Origin of the sequence: Bosea sp. 29B, assembly GCF_902506165.1 — a bacterium.
Lineage (GTDB): Bacteria > Pseudomonadota > Alphaproteobacteria > Rhizobiales > Beijerinckiaceae > Allobosea.
This window is the reverse complement of sequence record NZ_LR733817.1, coordinates 4,675,088-4,695,157: the sequence shown is the minus strand read 5'-3', so window position 1 is coordinate 4,695,157 and position 20,070 is coordinate 4,675,088. Positions and strand designations below refer to the sequence as shown.

Below are 20,070 nucleotides of genomic sequence, written 5' to 3'. Positions count from 1 at the left end.
TTGTAATAGTGGATACACTCATACAGAGCGGCTGACCGAGTGCAGACGGCTTGCGGGGAAACGGGATGAGCTTCGCCTCGAAAGGCATGGCTGCGACGGCGCAGGACGAGGCCTATCGCGCCATCCTCCAGGACATCCGCAGCGGGCGCTATCAGCCCGGCGAGCGCTTGATTCCCGAGACGATCGCGCGCGAACTCGCCATGAGCCGCATGCCGGTGCGCGAAGCCTTCCAGCGCCTCGCCAATGAAGGCCTCGTTCTCATCCGCCCCAATCGCGGCTGCGTCGTCTCCGGCCTGACCATCGAGGAGATCTACGAGCTCTTCGAGATCCGCTCGGTGCTGGAGGGGCTGGCGGTCCGCCTCGCCATGCCGCGCTTCGATGCCGCCGCCCTGGCCGAGCTCGACGACCATGTCGTCCGTATGCACCGCGCCGGCGCGGCTGGCGGCGCCGACTGGCTGAGCCGGCACCAGGAATTCCACGCTTATATCTGCGGGCTGAGCCGGCGCCCCAAGCTGATCGCCCAGATCGCGGCGCTGCACATCGCCGTCGAGCCCTATATGCGCGTCTGGCTCCACCATGTCGCCCAGCCCGCCCATGCCACCGAGCGCCAGGACGAGGTCGTCGAGGCGATCAGGACCGACGATGCCGAGCATGCCGAGGCGGTGATGCGCGACCACGTCCTGCGCACTGCGCCGCGCCTCGCCGAGTTCCTGCGCAGCCGCGGCCAGGCAGCCGGAATTCCATCGACCTTGCCGGCCAGCGCGCAGCTCTGACCCAAACGACGCAGCGGCTCGTCAGCAGGCCGCGCTCCCGAGGAACGTCTGGGGATCCAAAAGAAAATGAGGGGAATTACGATGGATCGACGCCAGTTCCTGAAAGCCTCGGCCGCGGCCACCTTCCTGCCGGCCGCGCCGCATCTCGCCAGCGCTCAGGACACCAAGACCCTGCGCTTCGTGCCCTATTCCGACGTCGCGATCATCGATCCGATCTGGACCAACGGCTATTCGACGCGCACCCACGCCCTGCTGGTCTGGGACACGCTTTACGGGCTCGACGAGCAGTTCCAGCCGCAGCCGCAAATGGTCGAGGGCCATGTCGTCGAGGAGGACGGCAAACGCTGGACGCTGACGCTGCGGCCCGGCCTCGTCTTCCATGATGGCAGCAAGGTGCTGGCGCGCGACGCCGTCGCCTCGATCAAACGCTGGGGCGCCCGCGACACTTTCGGCCAGGCGCTGATGGCCGCGACCGACGAGCTTTCCGCGCCTGATGACCGCACCATCGTCTTCCGCCTGAAGACGCCATTCCCGCAGCTGCCGGCGGCGCTCGCCCGCCCGAGCGCGCTCGTCGCCGCGATCATGCCGGAGCGCCTCGCCCAGACCGATCCGTTCAAGCAGATCCCCGAGGCGATCGGCAGCGGCCCCTATCGCTATCTCACCGCCGACCGGATCGCCGGCGCCCGCCATGTCTATGCACGGCACGAGGGTTACGTCCCGCGCCCGAGCGGCACGCCGAGCTTCACCGCCGGGCCGCGCACGCCCCATCTCGACCGCATCGAATTCACTGTCATGCCCGATGCTGCGACCGCGGTCGCAGCGCTGCAGACCGGCGCGGTCGACTGGGTCGAGCAGCCGATCATCGATCTGCTGCCGCTGCTGCGGAAGGACCCGAACATCGTCGTCGAGGTCAAGGACCGGACCGGCATGGCCGGGCAGCTCCGGCTCAACCATCTGCAGCCGCCCTTCAACAATCCGGCGGTGCGCCGCGTCATCCTCCAGGCGATCGACCAGGAGGAGTGCATGAACGCCGTGTGCGGCGGCGATCCGCAGGTCGAGCGCGGCAGCATCGGCTTCTTCCCGAACAACTCGCCGATGGCGTCCGACGTCGCGGCCAAGACCCTGAAAGCTCCGAAGGATTTCGGCAAGCTCAAGCAGGAACTCGCTGCGGCCGGCTACAAAGGCGAGCGCGCCGTCTTCCTTGCGGCGCAGGATGTGCCGCGCATTGCCCTGGTCTGCGATGTCGCCGCCGATGCGCTGCGCAAGATCGGTGTCAATGTCGACTTCGTCGCCGCTGACTGGGGCACCGTCCTGCAGCGCATCAGCAGCCGCAACCCGGTCGAGCAGGGCGGCTGGAGCTGCTACGTCACCTATTGGGCCGGGCTCGATCTCGGCTCGCCGGCGACGAGCTCACCCTTGCGCGGCAATGGCGCCAAGGGCAGTCCGGGCTGGCCCGACAGCCCGCAGATCGAGGCGTTGCGCGCTCGCTTCCTGACCGCCGCGGACCCGACCGAGCAGAAGGCGATCGCTCGTGAGATCGAACTGCAGGCGATGCAGGACGTGCCTTATGTCCCGGCCGGCCAGTACCTGCAGCCGGTCGCCTATCGCAAGAACCTCACCGGCATGCTGAACGGCGTCCCGGTCTTCACCAATCTGCGCAAGGGCTGAGCGCCCTTCGCTTCCCTCCCGAAAACCCGGCGGCACTGCCGCCGGCCCCTATCTTCACGAAAGCCTCTTCCATGCGTGATCTAGAGCTTCCCGGTCGGCCCCTCGCCATCAGCCGCAATGCGATGGCGGCGACCTCGCATCCCGCCTCGACGCTCGCCGCGCTCGACATCATGAAGGCCGGCGGCAACGCGATCGATGCAGCGATCGCCGCCTGCGCCGTGCAATGCGTCGTCGAGGCCGGCTCGACCGGCGTCGGCGGCGACTGCTTCGTGCTCTACTCGCGCGGCGGCTCGACCGATGTCATCGCCTATAACGGCTCGGGCCGGACGCCCGCCGCCGCGATACTGGATTGGTACGAGAAGGCCGGCATCGCCTCGCTGGAGCGGCATTCGCCGCATGTCGTCACCGTGCCCGGCGCGATCGACGCCTGGACGCGGCTCAACAAGGATCATGGCCGCCTGCCACTCTCGGAAGTCCTGGCGCCCGCCATTGCCTATGCCCGCGACGGCTATGCGCTGACGCCGCGCGTCGCCTATGACCTTGCCGCCCAGCACGAGCTGCTGATCAAGGACGCCAACGCGGCCGCGACCTTCCTGGTCGACGGCAAGGCCCCGGCGGCCGGCGCGGTCCAGCGCCAACCGGCCCTTGCCGAGACCTTTGAGGCGATCGGCCGCGAGGGCCGCGACGCCTTCTATCGCGGCGAGATCGCCAGGGAGATGGTCGACTATCTCCAGGCCGCCGGCGGCCTGCACACGGCTGACGACTTCGCCGCGGCCGAGGGCGAATACGTCAAGCCGATCAGTGCGAGCTTCCGTGGCCGCACCGTCTATGAGTGCCCGCCGAACGGCCAGGGCGTCATCGCCCTGCTGATCATGAGGATCCTCGAGCGCTTCCAGCCCAAGGGCGGCCCGCTCGCGGTCGAGAACCTGCATATCGAGCTGGAAGCCACCCGCCTCGCCTATGCCGCCCGCGACCGCTTCCTCGCCGACCCCGCCAAGGCCGAGGTTCCGGTCGAGCATCTGCTGTCGGACGCGCTCGCCGACGAGCTCGCCGGGATGATCGATCCCAATCGCGCGCTCGATCCGCTCCCGGTCATCCCCGGCGGCGCCGAGCACAAGGACACGGTCTACATCAGCGTCGTCGACAAGGACCGGAACGCCGTCTCCTTCATCAACTCGATCTTCTCGCCCTATGGCAGCGGGCTGATGACCAGGAAGTCCGGCGTACTCTTCCACAATCGCGGCCAGAGCTTCGTGCTGAAGCGGGGTCACCCCAACGCAATCGCGCCGCGCAAGCGCCCGATGCACACCATCATCCCCGGCATGCTCGCCGAGAACGGCCGCGTCGTCATGCCCTTCGGCGTGATGGGTGGGCACTATCAGGCGATGGGCCACGCCCATTTCCTGGCGAAGCTGTTCGACCACGGCCTCGACCTGCAGGAGGCGATCGACCTGCCCCGCCTCTTCCCGCTGCCGGGCACGAACATCGTCGAGACGGAAAAGCGCCTGCGCGACAGCGTCGGCGCGGCCCTCACCGCGCGCGGCTTCAAGATCGAGGTTCCGAAATCGCCGATGGGCGGCGCGCAGGCGATCTGGATCGACTGGGAGAAGGGCACGCTGACCGGCGGCTCCGATCCGCGCAAGGACGGCTGTGCCCTCGGCTACTGAGTGTCCAGCGCGAGGCCGCCCTGCACAAGGCGGCCTCGACAGCGCCGGCGATCCCGGCAAGCTTCTTCTTGAGAACAAGTCGAGGGAGAAGCGGGCATGGCGAGCGAGGAACCGAAGGGGCGCGGCATTGCCGGCGGGCTGACCAATTACGGCGACCCGGACTTCGCGGCATACCTCCGCCGCTCCTTCGCCCGCTCGATGGGCTATTCCGACGAGGCGCTGGCGCGCCCGATCGTCGGCATCGCCAACACCTATAGCGGCTTCAACAACTGTCACCGGCACTTCCCGGAATTGCTGGAAGCGGTGAAGCGCGGCGTGCTGATGGCCGGTGGCCTGCCCGTCGAGTTCCCGACGATCTCGCTTGGCGAGGTCTTCCTCAACCCGACCAGCCTGAAGTTCCGCAACCTGATGGCGATGGGCACGGAGGAGATGATCCGAGCCCAGCCGATCGACGCCGTCGTGCTGATGGGCGGCTGCGACAAGACCGTGCCGGCGCAATTGATGGCGGCGCTCTCGGCCAATGTCCCGGCCGTCCAGCTCGTCGGCGGGCCGATGTCGACCGGCCGCCACAAGGGCGAGCGCTTGGGCGCCTGCACCGATTGCCGCCGCTTCTGGGCCCGCTTTCGTGCCGGCGAGATCGACCAGGAGGAGATCGACGTGGTCGAGGGCCGGCTCGCCACCACCGCCGGCACCTGCGCGGTGATGGGCACCGCCTCGACCATGGCCTGCATCGCCGAGACGCTTGGGCTGTCGCTGCCGCGCTCGGCCGCGATCCCCGCCGTGCATGCCGACCGCCTGCGCTGCGCCGAGGAAAGCGGCAAGCGCGCCGTCGCGCTGATCGGCACGCAAACCCTGCTGCCGCGCCAGATCGTCACCGAGCAGGCGGTCGAGAACGCCTGGCGCGTGCTGCTGGCGATTTCCGGCTCGACCAATGCCGTCGTCCACCTCACTGCGATCGCCCGCCGCGCCGGCATCAAGGTCGACCTCAACCGGCTCAACCAGCTCTCCGACGAGACGCCGGTGCTGGTGAACCTGAAGCCGGTCGGCAACAACTATATGGAGGACTTCTTCGCCGCCGGCGGCGTGCCCGCCGTGCTGCGGGAACTGCGGGACCTCCTGCATCTCGACTGCCTGACGGTCACTGGCAGGACATTGGGCGAATTGATCGACGAGCCCCTGATCGATCAGCTCGACCGCACGATCATCCGCTCGCGCCAGGAACCCGTCGATCCCGATGGCGGGCTCGTCGCCGTGTTCGGCTCGCTCGCGCCGCGCGGCGCCATCGTCAAGCGCGCCGCCGCCGAGAAGCGCCTGCTCGAGCATGAGGGCCGCGCCATCGCCTTCTCGTCACTCGAAGACCTTGCCGCCCGCATCGACGACCCCGATCTCGACGTCGGCCCGGACGACATCCTCGTCCTGCAGAATGCCGGCCCGAAGAGCGCCGCTGCCATGCCGGAAGCCGGCTATCTGCCGATCCCGCGCAAGCTTGCGGCCAAGGGCGTCAAAGACATGGTCCGCATCTCCGACGCCCGCATGTCCGGCACCGCCTATGGCGCAATCGTGTTGCATGTCGCGCCGGAGGCGGCGGTGGGCGGCCCCCTCGCCCTTGTGCGCACCGGCGACCGCATCCGGCTGAGCGTCGCCGAGCGAAGGCTAGATCTCCTGGTCGACGAGGCCGAGCTCGCGGCACGCCGGACCGCCCTGCCGCAGCCGGTGCCGATCCAGCGCCGCGGCTACGACCGGCTCTATAACGAGCACGTGCTCCAGGCCGACGAAGGCGTCGATTTCGACTTCTGCTGAGCGGCCTCAGGCGAGGTGGCAGGCGATCTCCAGTTCGCCCTCACGCCGCAGCGCCGGCGCCTCGGTACGGCAACGCTCGACGGCTTGCGCGCAGCGTGGATGGAAGGCGCAGCCCGGCGGCGGCGCGATCGGGCTCGGCACCTCGCCCGACATCGGCCGGCGCTCGCGGTTCGGCTTCTCGACATCGGGAATCGTGTCGAGCAGTAGCCGCGTATAGGGGTGGCGCGGCCGGCCGAACACCTCCTCCGCCGGCCCGCTCTCGACGAAGCGGCCGAGATACATGATGGCGAGATGGTCCGACATGTGCCGGACCACCGAGAGATTATGGCTGATGAAGAGATAGGTCAGCCCGAACTCCTTCTGCAGGCGGACCATCAGGTTGAGAATCTGCGCCTGCACGGAGACGTCGAGCGCCGAGGTCGGCTCGTCGCAGACGAGGAAATCCGCTTCGGTCGCCAGCGCCCTGGCGATCGAGATGCGCTGGCGCTGGCCGCCGGAGAACTCGTGCGGGAAACGGCTCGCATCCGCCCGCGACAGGCCGACGATCTCCAGGAGGTCGCCGACGCGGGTCGCCGTCTCGCTCTCGTCGTTGCGCAGCTTCAGTTCGCGGATCGGCTCGGCGATGATGTCGCCGACGCGCCAGCGCGGATTGAGTGAGGCGTAGGGGTCCTGGAAGATCATCTGCACGCGCGGCGGCCCGACCGAGCCGTCGGCGCGCCTGATGTCCTTGAAATCCAGCATGCCCTGCGTCGGCCGCTGCAGGCCGACGACCATGCGTGCCAGCGTCGACTTCCCGCAGCCGGATTCGCCGACGATGCTGAAGGTGGTGCCCCGCGCGACGCTGAAGGAGACGTTCTCGACCGCCCGCAGGATGCGGCGCGGCTCGTGCGAGAACAGGCGCGACAGGGCCGGGGCCGAGACGTCGAAGCGGCAGGAGGCGGATGCGACTTCGAGGATGGTGTTCGCCTCAGCCATGGGCCATCTCCCGCAGCGGGAAATGGCAGGCGGCAGCGTGGCCCGCCAGCGGCAGACCGGGCTTGGTCTGACGGCAAAGATCGGTGGCAAAGCCGCAGCGCGGATTGAAGGCGCAGCCGGCGGGAATGGCGGTCAGCCGCGGCATCGAGCCGTCGATCTGGTTGAGATGGGCATTGCGGCGGTGGACGCTCGGGATCGAGGCCATCAAACCGGCGGTGTAGGGATGGCGCGGCCGGCGCGTCACCTCCTCGACCGGGCCGATCTCGACGACGCGCCCGGCATACATCACCGCAACCCGGTCGGCCGTCTCGGCGATCACGCCCATATCGTGCGTCACCAGCATGATCGCGGTGCCGTGCTCGCGGCAGAGCCGCTTCAGCAGCGTCGTGATCTGCGCCTGGATGGAGACGTCGAGCGCCGTCGTCGGCTCGTCGGCGATGATCAATATCGGCTCGGCGCAGAGCGCGAGCGCGATGACGACGCGCTGGCGCATGCCACCGGAGAACTGGTGCGGATAATGGTCAATCCGCGTTTCCGCCGCGGGAATGCCGACCTCTTTCAGAAGATCGAGCGCGCGCTTCCGCGCCTCGGCCTTGCCGACCGGCAGATGCGTGGTGATGGTCTCGACCAATTGCTCGCCGACGGTCAGCAGCGGATGCAGCGAGGTCAGCGGATCCTGGAAGATCGCGCCGATCCGGCGGCCGCGCAGCTTGCGCATCGCCTCGGCCGGCAGGTTATCGATGCGCTGGCCGGAGAGCTTGATCTCGCCGCCGGCCAAGCGCCCCGGCGGATCGAGCAAGCCGATCACCGCCGTGCCGGTCAGCGACTTGCCGGCGCCGGATTCACCGACGACGCCCAAGATCTCCCCCGGCGCGATCTCGAAGGAGACGCCATCGAGCGCCGTCAGCGGGCCGCGCCGCCCGTCGAAGACGATGCGCAGGTCGCGGACCGAGAGCAGCGCTGGCTGGGCGTTCACGCGGTGTCCTCCTTACGTTCGATTGCGTAGCTGGACGAGAAGATCTCGCTCATCGGCGGGTTGCCGAGGGTGCGCTGCGGATAGCGCGCCATCACGCCCTCGAACTGTTTCTGGGCACGGACGTTGTCGGCGGCCTCGTCCTGGCCCGGAATGGCCCGGTTCTCCATGACGAAGCGCCCGTCGATCACCACGGTCGAGAAATCACGGCCATGGCCGGTCAGCATCATCGTCTGGATGGGGTCGATGACCTGCCCGCTATGCGGCCGGTCGAACTCGAAGACGGTGATGTCGGCGCGAGAGCCCGGCTGAAGCCGGCCGAGATCGGGCCGCTGCAGCGCATCCGCGCCACCGATCGTCGCGGCGTCGTAATAGTCCTCGGAGCGCACGGCGCCGACATTGCCGGCCATGGTGCGGGTGAGGATCATACCGGTCTGCAGGTTCATCACCATGTCCGGCGGGGCGGTGTCGGTCCCCATGGCGATGTTGAGGCCCATGGCGCGATAGCTGCCGAAATGGTTGATGGCATTGCCATGCCGGCCCGAGACCAGCGGGCAATGGACGATGCTGGCGCCGGAATCGCGGATGATCTCGAGGTCGCGGCCGGGACGGTCGATCAGGCGGCTGCCGGAGACCACGGTGCCATGCGGCAGGAGGCAGCGCTCATTTAGGAAGCCAAGGCTTTCCAGCCATTCCGGCGGGCTCATGCCGTGCTGGGCGAGGACGAGGTCGTATTCGATCTTCGACTGGCAGCAGTGCAGCCGGACGGGGATGTCGAGTTCGCGCGCCGCGGCGGCGGTGCGGCGCAGCAACTCGGCCGTCGAGGTCTCGATGCGGTCGGGCGCAAGCATCGCCCGGATCAGCCCGCCGGCCGCGCCTTCATGACGCCTGGCGAAGTCGATGGCAGCGTCGAGCTCGGCGAGGCCGCGCGGTTCATCGTAATGGGTGACGATGCGCCCGTCGGCTTCGACCAGCTGGTTGCCGGTCCGATAGCCGGGGCCGAGATAGGCGCGCAGGCCGAGATCGGCGGCGGCTTCCGCGGCGTCCTCGAACTCCTGCACCGTCTCGCCCCAGGCGCGGTAGAACAGCGAGGCGATCGGCAGCGCCGTGGTGATGCCGTTGCGGATCAGCTGGGAGAAGGCATAGCGCTTCTGGAAGGCCAGCTCCTCATGCGTGTACATCTCGTAGGGGCCGGCCTCGAGATAGCTGCGCGGCCAGACGCGGCCCTTCTTCCAGGCCGGCTGGTTGTCGTAGCCGAGAATGGTGGTGTCGAGGTCGGAGAGCGCATCGCAATCGATGAAGCCCGGCCCGATCAGGGCGTGGCCGTAATCGAGGCGCCTGATGACCTCGCCCGGGAAGCCGTGGCCGACGAAGACGACCTCGCCGTTCTCGAACACGACCTCGCCGTTCTCATAGAGGCGATGGCGGCCCTGCTTGTGGCCGACCACCCAGCGTGCGGTCATCAGGATGCGGCCTTCCGGCCGCTTCTTGGCTTGCAGGGTCACGGCGCGGTCCTGATCGAGACGCCGTCGCGGGCGACGATCTTGCCGCGCTTGATCACGCGACGCTGGGCCGGACGGGTCGCGACGGCCTCGGCAATCGACTCGGTCGGCAGCAGGACGAGATCGGCGACGCAGCCGACATCGAGCCCGTAACCCTCGATCTCCATCACCTTGGCGCCCTCGGTGGTGCAGACGTCGAGCGCCAGCCGGACCTCGTCGTCGCGGCGGAAATTGTTGCGCAGCCCGACGAACATGGCCCGCTCCAGCATGTCGGCGTTGCCATAGGGGCTCCAGGTGTCGCGGATGCCGTCAGAGCCGGAGCAAACGCGCACGCCGGCCTGCAGCAGCTTCTTCACCGGGGGAGCAGGACGGCTTGCCGGAGCCGTCGTCATGATCGCGATGTCGAGCGCGGCGAGCTCATCAATCAAGGGATCGATCAGGGCCGGGTCGGGCGTGCCCAGGCAGAAGGCGTGGCTGACCGTGACCTTGCCCTTCATCCCGAGCGCGCGGGTGCGCTCGATGATCATGTCGAGCGAGAAGGCGCCGACCTCGCCGGGCTCGTGCAGGTGGATGTCGAGCGGCTTGCCATAGCGCTGGCAAAGGCCGAAGACGGCGTCGAGATGGCCCTTCGGGTCGCGGTCGATCGTGCAGGGGTCGAGCCCTCCGACGATCTCGCAGCCGGCCTTCATCGCCCGGTCCATCAACTCGAGCGTACCCGGCCGGCGCAGCAGGCCGGATTGCGGGAAGGCGACGAGCTCGATGTCGACGATGTCGCGATAGGCGTCGCGGGTCTTCATCACGCCCTCGACGCCCCACATCCCGTGCTCGGTGTCGACATCGACATGGCTGCGGATATGGGTCGTGCCCTTGAGCGAAGAGAGGATGCTCTGGCGGGCGGACTGGCGCTCGGGATCGATGTCGAGCCGCTTCTTGTTCATCCGCTCATTGTCGATCTTGTCGAGCAGCTTGGGGCCGACCTCGTTGGTGTACCAAGGCAGGCCGAGCAGGCTCTTGTCGAGATGGGTGTGGGCCTCGACCAGGCCGGGGATGACGATCTCGCCCTTGCCGTCCTCGACCACAACGCTGGCAGGCGCGGACAGGTTGGCACCGACCTGCGTGATCTTGCCGTTCTCGATCAGCAGGTCGACGGCCTTGCCGGCATAGGGGCGGACATTACGGAGCAGCAGGGAAGCGGTCATCGCAGGCGTATCCTCGTTTGGTTTCTTGTCGTCAGCGCAGCTTCGGGTTCAGCGCGTCACGCAGCCAGTCGCCCAGCAGGTTGACCGAGAGCACGATCAGGCCGAGCTGCAGCGAGGGGAAGACGACGAGCCACCAGGAGCCGGAGAACAAATACTGGTTGCCGATGCGGATCAGCGTGCCGAGCGAGGGCTGGGTGATCGGCATGCCGACGCCGAGGAAGGACAGGGTCGCTTCCGAGAGGATGGCGAGGCCGAGATTGAGCGTGGCTGCGACCATCACCGGGGTCAGCGTGTTCGGCAGGATGTGCCGGCGCATGATCCGCCCGGCCGGCACCTTGATGATGCGCGCCGCCAGCACATACTCCTTGCGTCGCTCGACCATGGTCGAGGCGCGCACGGTGCGGGCATACTGGACCCAGCTGGTCAGCGCGATCGAGACGACGAGCACCGCGGCGGCGAAAGGATCACGCAGGCCGGGCGGCAGCAATTCGCGGAAGATCGCCGAGACCAGGATGGCCATCAGCAGCGTCGGGATCGACAGCACGGTGTCGCCGAGCCGCATCAGGAGATTGTCGATCCGCCCGCCATAAAAGCCGGCGGCGAGGCCGAGCGAGACGCCGATCACCATCGAGACCATAACGGCCGAAAAGCCGATGATCAGCGACACTCGCGTGCCGTAGAGGATGGCGGAGAAGACGTCGCGCCCTTGCGGGTCGGTGCCGAGCAGGAAGGGCCATTCGCCGTCCGCCGACCAGATCGGCGGGATTTCGGCCTTGTCGATGAAGACCTGGGCGAGGTCGTGCGGGTTCTGCGGCGCGATCAGCGGGCAGAACAACGCGGTCAGGATCAGGATCGCCAGCACCAGCGTCGAGAGCCAGGCGGCCGGCGTGCGCCGGAAGCTCCAGCCGATGTCGCTGTCGAGGAAGCGGCGCAAGCGGCCGGGTTTGGCGGCTTCAGCGGGCATTGGCGCCTCCCGAAAGCGCGTCCTCGCGCAGGCGCGGATCGACCCAGGCATAGGTCAGGTCGACCAGCGTATTGAGCGAGACGAAGATGAAGGAGACGACGATCAGATAGGCCGCCATCACCGGGATATCGACGAAGGTGACGGCCTGGACGAAGAGCATGCCCATGCCCGGCCATTGGAACACCGTCTCGGTGACCAGGGCGAAGGCAATCAGGTTGCCGATCTGCAGGCCGGTCACCGTGATCACCGGCATCAGGCAGTTGCGCAGTGCGTGCCGGAAATTCACGACGCGGGCCGGCAGGCCGCGCGCCCTGGCGAAACGGATGAAATCGGTCCGCATCGTCTCCAGCATCTCGGCCCGCACCAGCCGCATCACCAGCGTGATCTGGAAGAGCGAGAGCGTGATGCCGGGCAGGATCAGCGCCTTGCGGCCGGAGGCGGTCAGCAGCCCGGTGCTCCACCAGCCCAGCTGCACGACCTCGCCGCGGCCGAAGGCCGGCAGCCACTGCAGGTTCACCGAGAAGACCAGGATGAACAGGATGCCGAGCGCGAAGCTGGGCAGGGAGACACCGAGCACCGAGATGAATTGCAGTGCCTTGGCGAGCAGGCTCTCTCGTCGGATCGCAGTGTAAACGCCGAGCGGGATGCCGACCGCCAGCGACAGGAAGGTCGCGACCAGCACCAGCTCGAAGGTCGCCGGGAAGCGCTCGGCGATCAGCGTGAACACCTCCTGCTGGTTGCGATAGGAGATGCCGAAATCGCCGCGCACGGCGTTGCCGACGAAGGTCGCGAACTGCAGCACGAAGCCCTTGTCGAGCCCGAGCCGCGTCCGCAGTTCGTCGCGTTGCGCCTGGCTCGCCTGCTCGTTCAGCATCAGTTCGACGGGATCGCCGACGAAGCGGAAGGTCAGGAAGGCGAGGAACGCCACCGCCAGCATAACGCCGGCTGCATTGACGAAGCGCTTGAAAAGGAAGGCCGGCATGGAATGGCTACTCCAGCTCTCGGATGAACCCCGCCGTCATGCTCGGGCTTGACCCGAGCATCTCAGGACCAGGGGGCGGCATTGCCTTCTCGTCACGAGATTCTCGGGTCTGCGCTTCGCTTCGCCCGAGAATGACGACTTGCCTTCACTTCATCATGGTCAGCCACAGCCGCGGCTTGTTGTCCGACGCCTGCACAGTGGAGACGACGGTGTTGCGCATCGCCCAGGCCATCGGCTGCTGGTGCAGCGGGATGAAAAGCTGCTCGGCCTTGGCGATCTTCAGCGCTTCCTTCATCAGCGCGATGCGCTTGGGCGTATCGAGTTCGACGCCGGCCTTGTCGACGAGCGCGTCGATGCGCGGATCGCCCCAATTGCCCCAGTTGAATACGCCGCCCGTGCCGCTCTTCGAGCGCAGCACCTGCACCAGCAGCGAATAGGCGTCGATCATCGGCTCATTGGCCCAGCCGAAAGAGATCACGTCGAAATCGCCCTTGACCCGCTTCGGCGTCTGCTGGCTGCGCGGCGCCAGGCTGAGATTGGGCTTGAGGCCGGCACGCGACCACATCGCCGCCACCGCCTGGCAGAACTCCTCTTCGTTGACGAGCGAGTCGCTCTGGCAGTTCATCAGGAAGGAGAAGCCATTGGGATAGCCGGCCTCGGCCAGCAGCTTCTTGGCGCCGGCGAGGTCGAAGGGCAGGCGCTCATCCTGCGAGGGCTCGTAGCCGGGGATCGCCGGGGCGACGAGCGCGCCGGTGTTGCGCGAGAGGCCGCGCATCGCCCGCTTCTGCACGGCGTCGATGTCGATGGCGCGGTAGAGCGCCTCGCGCACCTTGATGTCCTTGAGGGGGTTCTTGTCCTTGACGTCGCTCTCGACCAGCTTGTCGGTCAGGTTGAAGGCGAAGAAGACCGAGCGCAATTCATTGGTCTGCAGCACCTTGACCTCGTTGGAAGCCGAGAGGCGCGGCAGGTCCTGCAGCGGCGCGACATTGGTGTAGTCGATCTCGCCGGAGAGCAGCGCCGCGACGCGGGTCGAGGACGAGGTGATCGGCGTGAACTCGATCACGTCGATATTGTGCTGCGGCTTGTCCCACCAGTCCGGGTTCCTGGCGAAGACCGTCTTGGCGTCGACGCGGCGGCTCTCGATCTTGAACGGGCCGGTGCCGTTGGCGTTGTCGGTGGCGTAGCCCTTCACGCCCTTGCCGGAATCGGTGGGGAGCAGCGAGTTGTTCGCCTCCATCCACTCCTTGTCGAAGATGAAGATGTTGGTGAGGTCGTTGAGCAGCAGCGGATAGGGGCCATTGACTTCGAGCTCGACCGTGTAGTCGTCGATCTTCTTCGAGCTCTTATAGGCCGGCAGATTGCCCTTGAGCGGCGAGGTGTCGTGGGTGACCCGCGCCAGCGAGGCGATGACGTCGTCCGCCGTGAACGGGTTGCCGTTGTGGAACTTGACGTTCTTGCGCAGCTTGAAGCGCCAAGTCGTCGGCGTCACCGTCTCCCAGGATTCCGCCAGCGCCGGCTCTATCTTGAGATCGCCGGTATAGCGCACCAGCCCTTCATAGACATGGTTCAGCACGGCGAGCGTGAAGGTCTCGCCATAGGAATAGGGGTCGAGCGAGGCGATCTCGCGCGACGCGCCCCATTTCAGCGTCTTCGCTTCGACCGCGCCGTTCAGCGCAAAGGCGGCAACGGCCGCCAGCAGCCAGGCCTTCTTCATCGAACTCTCCCCTTTTTCGTTGCTCGCCGCCGGCCCGCGCTGCGTACCGGGGAATGCCGTTTCGTTGCCGCCTCTGTGACCATCGTGGCGCTTTGCGCGCCATCTCGTGTGCGATAATTCATCAAACTTGCATACGATACAAGAACCGTATTGTATGCGATTATTGAAGACAAGCGGAAACTCGATTCATGCCGCGCCCTGCCCGCCCGCTCGCTGCGAACAAGTCAGACTCCAACGGCAAGATGCCCGAGAAGGGCGCGCCGGTGCCGCGCGCGCAGGCGGTCTACAAGGCGTTGCGGCGTGCCATCATCGAGCAGGCGCTGAAGCCGGGCGTGAAGCTGCCGGAGGATGCGATCGGCGAGCAGCTCGGCGTCAGCCGCACGCTGGTGCGCGAGGCCTTCGGACGGCTGGCCGTCGAGGGCCTGGTCGAGCTCAAGCCCAATCGCGGCGCCAATGTCGCCTATCCGACACTGGAGGAGGCGCGCGACGTCTTCGATGTCCGCCGCGGACTGGAGCGGCTCGTCGCCGAGAACCTGGCGGGGCGCTTGACCGCCGCGCAGGCAGCCGAGCTCGAGGCCCATGTCCGGCTCGAGGAAAAGGCCCATGGCCAGGACGGTCCGGAATCGATCCGGCTCTCCGGCGAGTTTCACATCCGCCTCGCCGAGATGACCGGCAATGCGCTGCTGCTGCGCTATGTCCAGGAAGCGTCGTCGCGCTGCTCGCTGATCCTTGCCATCTATGGCCGCCCGCACTCCTCCGAATGCGCCGTCTCCGAGCATCGCCAGCTGATCGAGGCCCTGCGTGCCGGCGATGCCGCCCGCGCCGCCGCGCTGATGGACCACCACCTGCAGTCCGTCGTCACGCGCGCCTTGCTGGCCCCGCGCGCCGAACGCGACATCCGCGACGTGCTCGCGCCCTATGCCTTGAGTGAAGGATTGACCCCATCGTGACCCAGACGCTGACGCAGGACCGGCCGGCCTCCGCCGAGATCGTCACCTTCGACTTCGCTGCTCTGACCCCGCGCGAGCGCTACAAGCTCCTGATCGGCGCGGTGGTGCCACGGCCGATCGCGCTGGTGACCACGATCGACGCCAATGGCGTCGTCAACGCCGCTCCCTTCTCGTTCTTCAACTGCCTCTCGGCTGATCCGGCGATCCTGGCGCTCGGCGTCGAGTACCGCCAGACCGGCGGGCAGAAGGACACCGGCCGCAATGTCCGCGAGACGCTGGCCTTCACCGTCAACATCGTCTCCGACGCGCTGCTCGACGGCATGAACGCCTGCGCCGTGCCGTTCGAGCCGGGCACGGACGAGCTCGCCGAGGCCGGCCTTTCCGCCATGCCCGGCGTCAAGGTGCCCTGCCCCTGGATCGGCCAGGCACCGGCCGCCTTCGAATGCCGCCACCACACCACGCTCGGCATCGGGAATTCGCGCGAGATCATCCTGGGCGAGGTCGTCTACGCGCATTTCCGCGCCGACACGGTCGATCAGGTGAAGCACTATGTCGACCCGGTCGCGCTCGATGCGATCGGCCGCATGGGCGGGCATGGCTACGCCACGACGCGCGACTATTTCGACCTGCCGACCATGTCGGTGGCCGATTGGCGCGGCGACCGCTCCAAGGCAAGGCGCACACGGCCCGACCGGCGCTGAACGAATGCGCCCTCTGCTCGGGAGCGGTTGACCCGGGCAGGATTTCGGCCAGCAATGCGGCCTCGCAAATCAGTTCGACGAGGCCCTCATGAACAAGCACGTCTCCGGCATCGACGCCAACAAGCTCGACAAGCTGGCGCAGGTCGCGATCAAGGTTGGCCTCAACCTGCAGCCCGGTCAGGACCTGTTCCTGACCGCCCCGGTCGCGGCACTGCCGCTGGTCCGGCGCATCGCCGAGCACGCCTACAAGGCCGGCGCCGGCCTGGTCACGCCGATCCTTTCCGACGAGGCGCTGACCCTGGCGCGCTATCGCTTCGGCCAGGATGTCAGCTTCGACCGCGCCCCGACCTGGCTCTATGAGGGCGTCGGCAAGGCCTTCGCCGCCAACACCGCACGCCTCGCCATCGTCGGCGACAATCCGATGCTGCTCGCCGAGCAGGACCCGGCCAGGGTCGCGCGCGCCAACAAGGCGAACTCGATCGCCTACCAGCCGGCGCTGGAGAAGATCGCCAATTTCGACATCAACTGGAACATCGTCTCCTATCCCGGCGCGGCTTGGGCTCAGCAGGTGTTCCCCAGTGATGCGGAGGAAGTCGCAGTCGCCCGTCTCGCCGAGGCGATCTTCGCGGCATCGCGGGTCGACCGCGACGATCCGATCGCGGCCTGGGCAGAGCATAACGCCGCACTGGCGCAGCGCACGAAATGGCTGAACGGCCAGCGCTTTTCGGCGCTGCATTTCACCGGGCCGGGCACGAACCTCACCATCGGCCTCGCCGACGGGCATGAATGGGAAGGCGGCGCCTCCACCGCGAAGAACGGCGTCACCTGCAACGCCAACATCCCGACCGAGGAGGTCTTCACCACCCCGCATGCCCGCCGCGTCGACGGCCATGTCTCCTCGACCAAGCCGCTCTCCTATCAGGGCACGCTGATCGACAATATCCAGGTGCGCTTCGAGGAAGGCCGGATCGTCGAGGCCAAGGCGAGCCGCGGCGAAGAGGTGCTGAACAAGGTGCTCGACACCGACGCGGGCGCGCGCCGGCTCGGCGAGGTCGCGCTGGTACCGCACTCCTCACCGATCTCGCGGAGCGGCATCCTGTTCTACAACACGCTCTTCGACGAGAACGCCTCCTGCCACATCGCGCTCGGCCAGTGCTATTCGAAATGCTTCATCGACGGCACCAAGCTGACGCCGGAGCAGATCGCAGCGCAGGGCGGCAACAAGAGCCTGATCCATATCGACTGGATGATCGGCTCGGGCGAGGTCGACATCGACGGCATCAAGCCCGACGGCAGCCGCGTCGCGGTGTTCCGCAAAGGCGAATGGGCCTGAGGATCGTCCGGGCCGGCGCCTACCGCCTGAAGCGGTTGCGGTAGGCGGCCGGCGAGGTCCGGGCGATCTCGAAGAAGGCCTTGCGGAAGCTCTCTGGCGAAGCGAAGCCGCAGGCAGCGCCGATATCGGCGAGCGCCATGTCGCTCTCTTCTAGCAGCTTCATCGCCCGGCCGATACGCTCGCGCCTGAGCCATTTCAGCGGCGTCACTCCGGTGCCGTCGCGGAAGCGGCGCAGGAAGGTGCGTTCGCTGAGACCGGCATGGCGCGCCATCGCGCCGATCTCCAAGGGCTCAGCCAGGCGCTCGCGCGCCCAGTCCAGCACGGCCGCGATCGAGCGGCCGGGCCGCGCCTGGATCGGCGCTTCGACATATTGCGCCTGGCCGCCGTCGCGATGTGGCGGCATCACCAGCCGGCGCGCAACGATATTGGCGGTCTTCGCGCCGTGATCGGCGCGGATCAAATGCAGGCACGCGTCGATGCCGGCACTGCTGCCGGCCGAGGTGACGACGCCCCCATCCTCGACATAAAGCACGTCGTCGACCAGCGTCGCGCCCGGGCAGGCATCGGCGAGATGCGGTGCGTGCCGCCAATGCGTCGTCGCCCGCCTGCCATCAAGCAGGCCGGCTGCCGCCAGCACGAAGGCGCCCGAGCAGATCGAGAGCAACCGCGCCCCGCGCCGATGCGCCGCTTGCAGCGCCTCGACCAGCGCAGGAGGCGGAGCCTCGTCGCGATTGCGCCAGCCGGGGATGACGATGGTCTGCGCTTCGATGAGAATCTCCAGTCCGGCATCGACCTGCAGCGAAAAGCCGCCCATCGCCCGTATAGGCCGCTCCGCGGCCGCGACGCGGAAGCGATACCACGGGAAGTCGAACTCCGGCCGCGGCAGGGCGAAGGCCTCGACGACGATGCCGAACTCGAAGGTGCACAACCCATCATAGGCGATGGCGACGACCTCGTGCGGCGCCGCGAAATGGTCCATTCCAGCATCAGCATGCATTTGGCGAAAACCTGCCAGACATTGTCATTTCCGCTACTGCCTGAAATCAGCGCCGGCCGCTACCCCTATGGCCATCACAAACCCCTGGAGGACCGCCATGGCCACCGCAGTCACTGAAATCCCCGCCGCTCCCTCCCATATCGCCCGCGCTCATTTCGAAGCGATGCTGACCTTCGAGACCGATTGCTGGGACACGCATGAGGCGCTGAAGGCGAATGACCGCGACTTCGTCCTCGTCGACGTGCGCTCGCCCGCGCTCTATGCCGAGGGGCATATCGACGGCGCGATCAATATCCCGCATGGCAAGATGACTGCCTCAAGGATGACCGAGCAGCCGGAGGGCAAGACCTTCGTAGTCTATTGCGCCGGCCCGCATTGCAACGGCGCCAACCGCGCCGCTGTCCGCCTCTCGCGTCTCGGCCTGCCGGTCAAGCTGCTGATCGGCGGCGTAACCGGCTGGCTCGACGAGGGCTTTTCGCTGACCAGCACCAGCTGAGCTAGTCGATCCGACCCAGCGCCTGCTCGATCGTGGTGAAGATCTCCTCGATTTCGGCGGGCACGATCACCAGCGGTGGCGACAGCACCAGCGTGTCGCCGGCATTGCGGATCAGCACGCCGGCATCGAGGCAAAGACTGTTCGCCTCCCCGCCCCTGGCGCCATCGGCGCCCGGACGCGGCGCGAGATCGATCGCGCAGAGCAGGCCGGCGGTGCGGATGTCGACGACATGGGCCGCGCCCTTCAGCCGGTGCGCCCGCTCCTCCCAGAGCGGCAGCACCTTGGCGAGCTGCCCAAGGATGTCCTGCTCGGCGAAGACGTCGAGCGTCGCCATGCCGGCAGCGCAGGCGAGCGGGTGGGCCGAATAGGTATAGCCGTGGAGGAGCTCGATCGCCTCGGGCGGGCCGGCCATGAAGGCCTCGTAGACATGGCCGGCGACGAGGACGCCGCCCATCGGCACCGCGCCATTGGTCATGCCCTTGGCGCAGCTCATCAGATCCGGCCTGACGCCATAGGCCTGCGCCGCGAAGGGGCTGCCCAGCCGGCCGAAGCCGGTGATGACCTCGTCGAAGATCAGCAGGATGCCGTGCTTGTCGCAGATCGCGCGCAGGCGTTCGAGATAGCCCTTCGGCGGCGGATAGACCCCGCCCGAGCCGGTCACCGGCTCGACGATGACAGCCGCGACCGTCTGGGGATCGTGGATCTGCAGCAGGGTCTCCAGCGCCTCGGCCGCGGCGAGCCCGCCCTCCGGCCGGCCGCGCGAGAAGGCCATCGTCGCGCGGTCATAGGGCAGCGGCAGATGCGCGACATCGGGCAACAGCGGCCCGAAGGCAGCCTTGTGCCGGCCGATGCCGGAGACCGAGAGCCCGCCCCAGCCCATGCCGTGATAGCCCTTGGCCCGGCCGATCAGCTTGGTCCGCCCGGCTTGGCCGCGCGCCTGATGGTAGGCCCGGGCGATCTTCAGGGCGGTGTCGACCGCCTCCGAGCCGGAATTGACGAAGAAGACATGCTCGATCCCTTCAGGCGCGAAGTCGCAGAGCCGGGCCGCATAGGCCTGTGCATCGGGATGACTCATCTTGAAGGAGGAGACGAAATCGAGCCGGCCGGCGGCGGCGCGGATCGCCTCGGTGATCCTGGCCTGGCCGTGTCCGGCATTGACGCACCAGAGCCCAGCCATGCCGTCGAGCACGCGCCGCCCGTCCGGGGCGATGTAGTGCATGCCCTCAGCCCGCTCGAACAGGAGCGGCGCCTGCCGGAAGGCGCGCATGGGAGTGAACGGCATCCAGAACGCGTCGGGAGCGTTGTCGCAGCGGCTTTCGGCGGCAAGTGCATGCGCGGTCATGGCGAGTCCTCGCTACGGATCGCCACATGATGTC

General features: G+C 67.5%; 17 protein-coding genes. 8 read left to right on the top strand and 9 right to left on the bottom strand.

The features are described from left to right. Window positions 1-65: 65 nt before the first annotated feature. The 4 genes from GV161_RS22820 to GV161_RS22805 all read left to right on the top strand — a co-directional run bounded on the left by GV161_RS22820 (window position 66) and on the right by GV161_RS22805 (window position 5,908). A complete protein-coding gene (locus GV161_RS22820) occupies window positions 66-773 on the top strand; it encodes a GntR family transcriptional regulator (protein ID WP_152013337.1) in 708 nt (235 codons plus the stop codon). Window positions 774-854: 81 nt separating this feature from the next. Next, window positions 855-2,441, top strand: a complete 1,587-nt coding sequence (locus GV161_RS22815) for an ABC transporter substrate-binding protein (RefSeq protein ID WP_152013338.1) — start codon at window positions 855-857, stop codon at window positions 2,439-2,441. 71 nt (window positions 2,442-2,512) lie between these two features. Continuing rightward, complete coding sequence (gene ggt / locus GV161_RS22810; protein WP_152013339.1) at window positions 2,513-4,108, top strand: gamma-glutamyltransferase; 1,596 nt, start codon at window positions 2,513-2,515, stop codon at window positions 4,106-4,108. Window positions 4,109-4,204: 96 nt separating this feature from the next. After that, entirely contained in the window at window positions 4,205-5,908 is a 1,704-nt protein-coding gene (locus GV161_RS22805; RefSeq protein ID WP_152013340.1) for an IlvD/Edd family dehydratase, read from the top strand. A gap of 6 nt (window positions 5,909-5,914) precedes the next feature. Here GV161_RS22805 and GV161_RS22800 read toward each other — a convergent pair whose 3' ends face one another. The 7 genes from GV161_RS22800 to GV161_RS22770 form a co-directional block, all read right to left on the bottom strand. Further along, window positions 5,915-6,883, bottom strand: coding sequence for an oligopeptide/dipeptide ABC transporter ATP-binding protein (locus GV161_RS22800; RefSeq protein WP_152013341.1), 969 nt, complete (start codon window positions 6,881-6,883; stop codon window positions 5,915-5,917). Then, window positions 6,876-7,859, bottom strand: coding sequence for an ABC transporter ATP-binding protein (locus GV161_RS22795; RefSeq protein ID WP_152013342.1), 984 nt, complete (start codon window positions 7,857-7,859; stop codon window positions 6,876-6,878). Before GV161_RS22795 ends, GV161_RS22800 begins: the two co-directional genes overlap by 8 nt. Further along, window positions 7,856-9,319 carry an amidohydrolase family protein gene (locus tag GV161_RS22790; protein ID WP_152013590.1) on the bottom strand — a complete coding sequence of 488 codons (1,464 nt, stop codon included), beginning with the start codon at window positions 9,317-9,319 and terminating at the stop codon, window positions 7,856-7,858. Before GV161_RS22790 ends, GV161_RS22795 begins: the two co-directional genes overlap by 4 nt. 38 nt (window positions 9,320-9,357) lie before the next feature. Then, window positions 9,358-10,557: an amidohydrolase family protein gene (locus tag GV161_RS22785; protein WP_152013343.1), complete on the bottom strand. Its 1,200-nt coding sequence runs from the start codon at window positions 10,555-10,557 to the stop codon at window positions 9,358-9,360. A gap of 31 nt (window positions 10,558-10,588) precedes the next feature. Next, window positions 10,589-11,521, bottom strand: coding sequence for an ABC transporter permease (locus tag GV161_RS22780; protein ID WP_152013344.1), 933 nt, complete (start codon window positions 11,519-11,521; stop codon window positions 10,589-10,591). After that, window positions 11,511-12,503 carry an ABC transporter permease gene (locus tag GV161_RS22775; RefSeq protein WP_152013345.1) on the bottom strand — a complete coding sequence of 331 codons (993 nt, stop codon included), beginning with the start codon at window positions 12,501-12,503 and terminating at the stop codon, window positions 11,511-11,513. The genes GV161_RS22780 and GV161_RS22775 overlap by 11 nt, the downstream gene beginning before the upstream one ends. Before the next feature lie 145 nt (window positions 12,504-12,648). Further along, a complete protein-coding gene (locus GV161_RS22770; RefSeq protein ID WP_152013346.1) occupies window positions 12,649-14,217 on the bottom strand; it encodes an ABC transporter substrate-binding protein in 1,569 nt (522 codons plus the stop codon). A 242-nt stretch (window positions 14,218-14,459) separates the two neighbouring features. Here GV161_RS22770 and GV161_RS22765 point away from each other — a divergent pair, with 242 nt between their 5' ends. The 3 genes from GV161_RS22765 to GV161_RS22755 all read left to right on the top strand — a co-directional run bounded on the left by GV161_RS22765 (window position 14,460) and on the right by GV161_RS22755 (window position 17,201). Further along, window positions 14,460-15,167 (top strand): GntR family transcriptional regulator, encoded by a 708-nt coding sequence (locus tag GV161_RS22765; protein ID WP_152013591.1) that lies wholly within the window; start codon window positions 14,460-14,462, stop codon window positions 15,165-15,167. Beyond that, window positions 15,164-15,868 (top strand): flavin reductase family protein, encoded by a 705-nt coding sequence (locus GV161_RS22760; protein ID WP_244623952.1) that lies wholly within the window; start codon window positions 15,164-15,166, stop codon window positions 15,866-15,868. The genes GV161_RS22765 and GV161_RS22760 overlap by 4 nt, the downstream gene beginning before the upstream one ends. 88 nt (window positions 15,869-15,956) lie before the next feature. Next, window positions 15,957-17,201 carry an aminopeptidase gene (locus GV161_RS22755; RefSeq protein ID WP_152013347.1) on the top strand — a complete coding sequence of 415 codons (1,245 nt, stop codon included), beginning with the start codon at window positions 15,957-15,959 and terminating at the stop codon, window positions 17,199-17,201. Between the two features lie 19 nt (window positions 17,202-17,220). On the opposite strand, the gene ftrA is transcribed toward GV161_RS22755, so the two are convergent. Next, on the bottom strand, window positions 17,221-18,180 hold the full coding sequence (gene ftrA / locus GV161_RS22750; RefSeq protein ID WP_152013348.1) for a transcriptional regulator FtrA: 960 nt from the start codon (window positions 18,178-18,180) through the stop codon (window positions 17,221-17,223). Window positions 18,181-18,295: 115 nt separating this feature from the next. On the opposite strand from ftrA, the gene GV161_RS22745 reads away from it, so the two are divergent. Then, window positions 18,296-18,694, top strand: coding sequence for a rhodanese-like domain-containing protein (locus GV161_RS22745; RefSeq protein ID WP_152013349.1), 399 nt, complete (start codon window positions 18,296-18,298; stop codon window positions 18,692-18,694). Window position 18,695: 1 nt separating this feature from the next. Here GV161_RS22745 and GV161_RS22740 read toward each other — a convergent pair whose 3' ends face one another. Continuing rightward, window positions 18,696-20,036, bottom strand: a complete 1,341-nt coding sequence (locus GV161_RS22740) for an aminotransferase class III-fold pyridoxal phosphate-dependent enzyme (protein WP_152013350.1) — start codon at window positions 20,034-20,036, stop codon at window positions 18,696-18,698. Window positions 20,037-20,070: the final 34 nt, after the last annotated feature.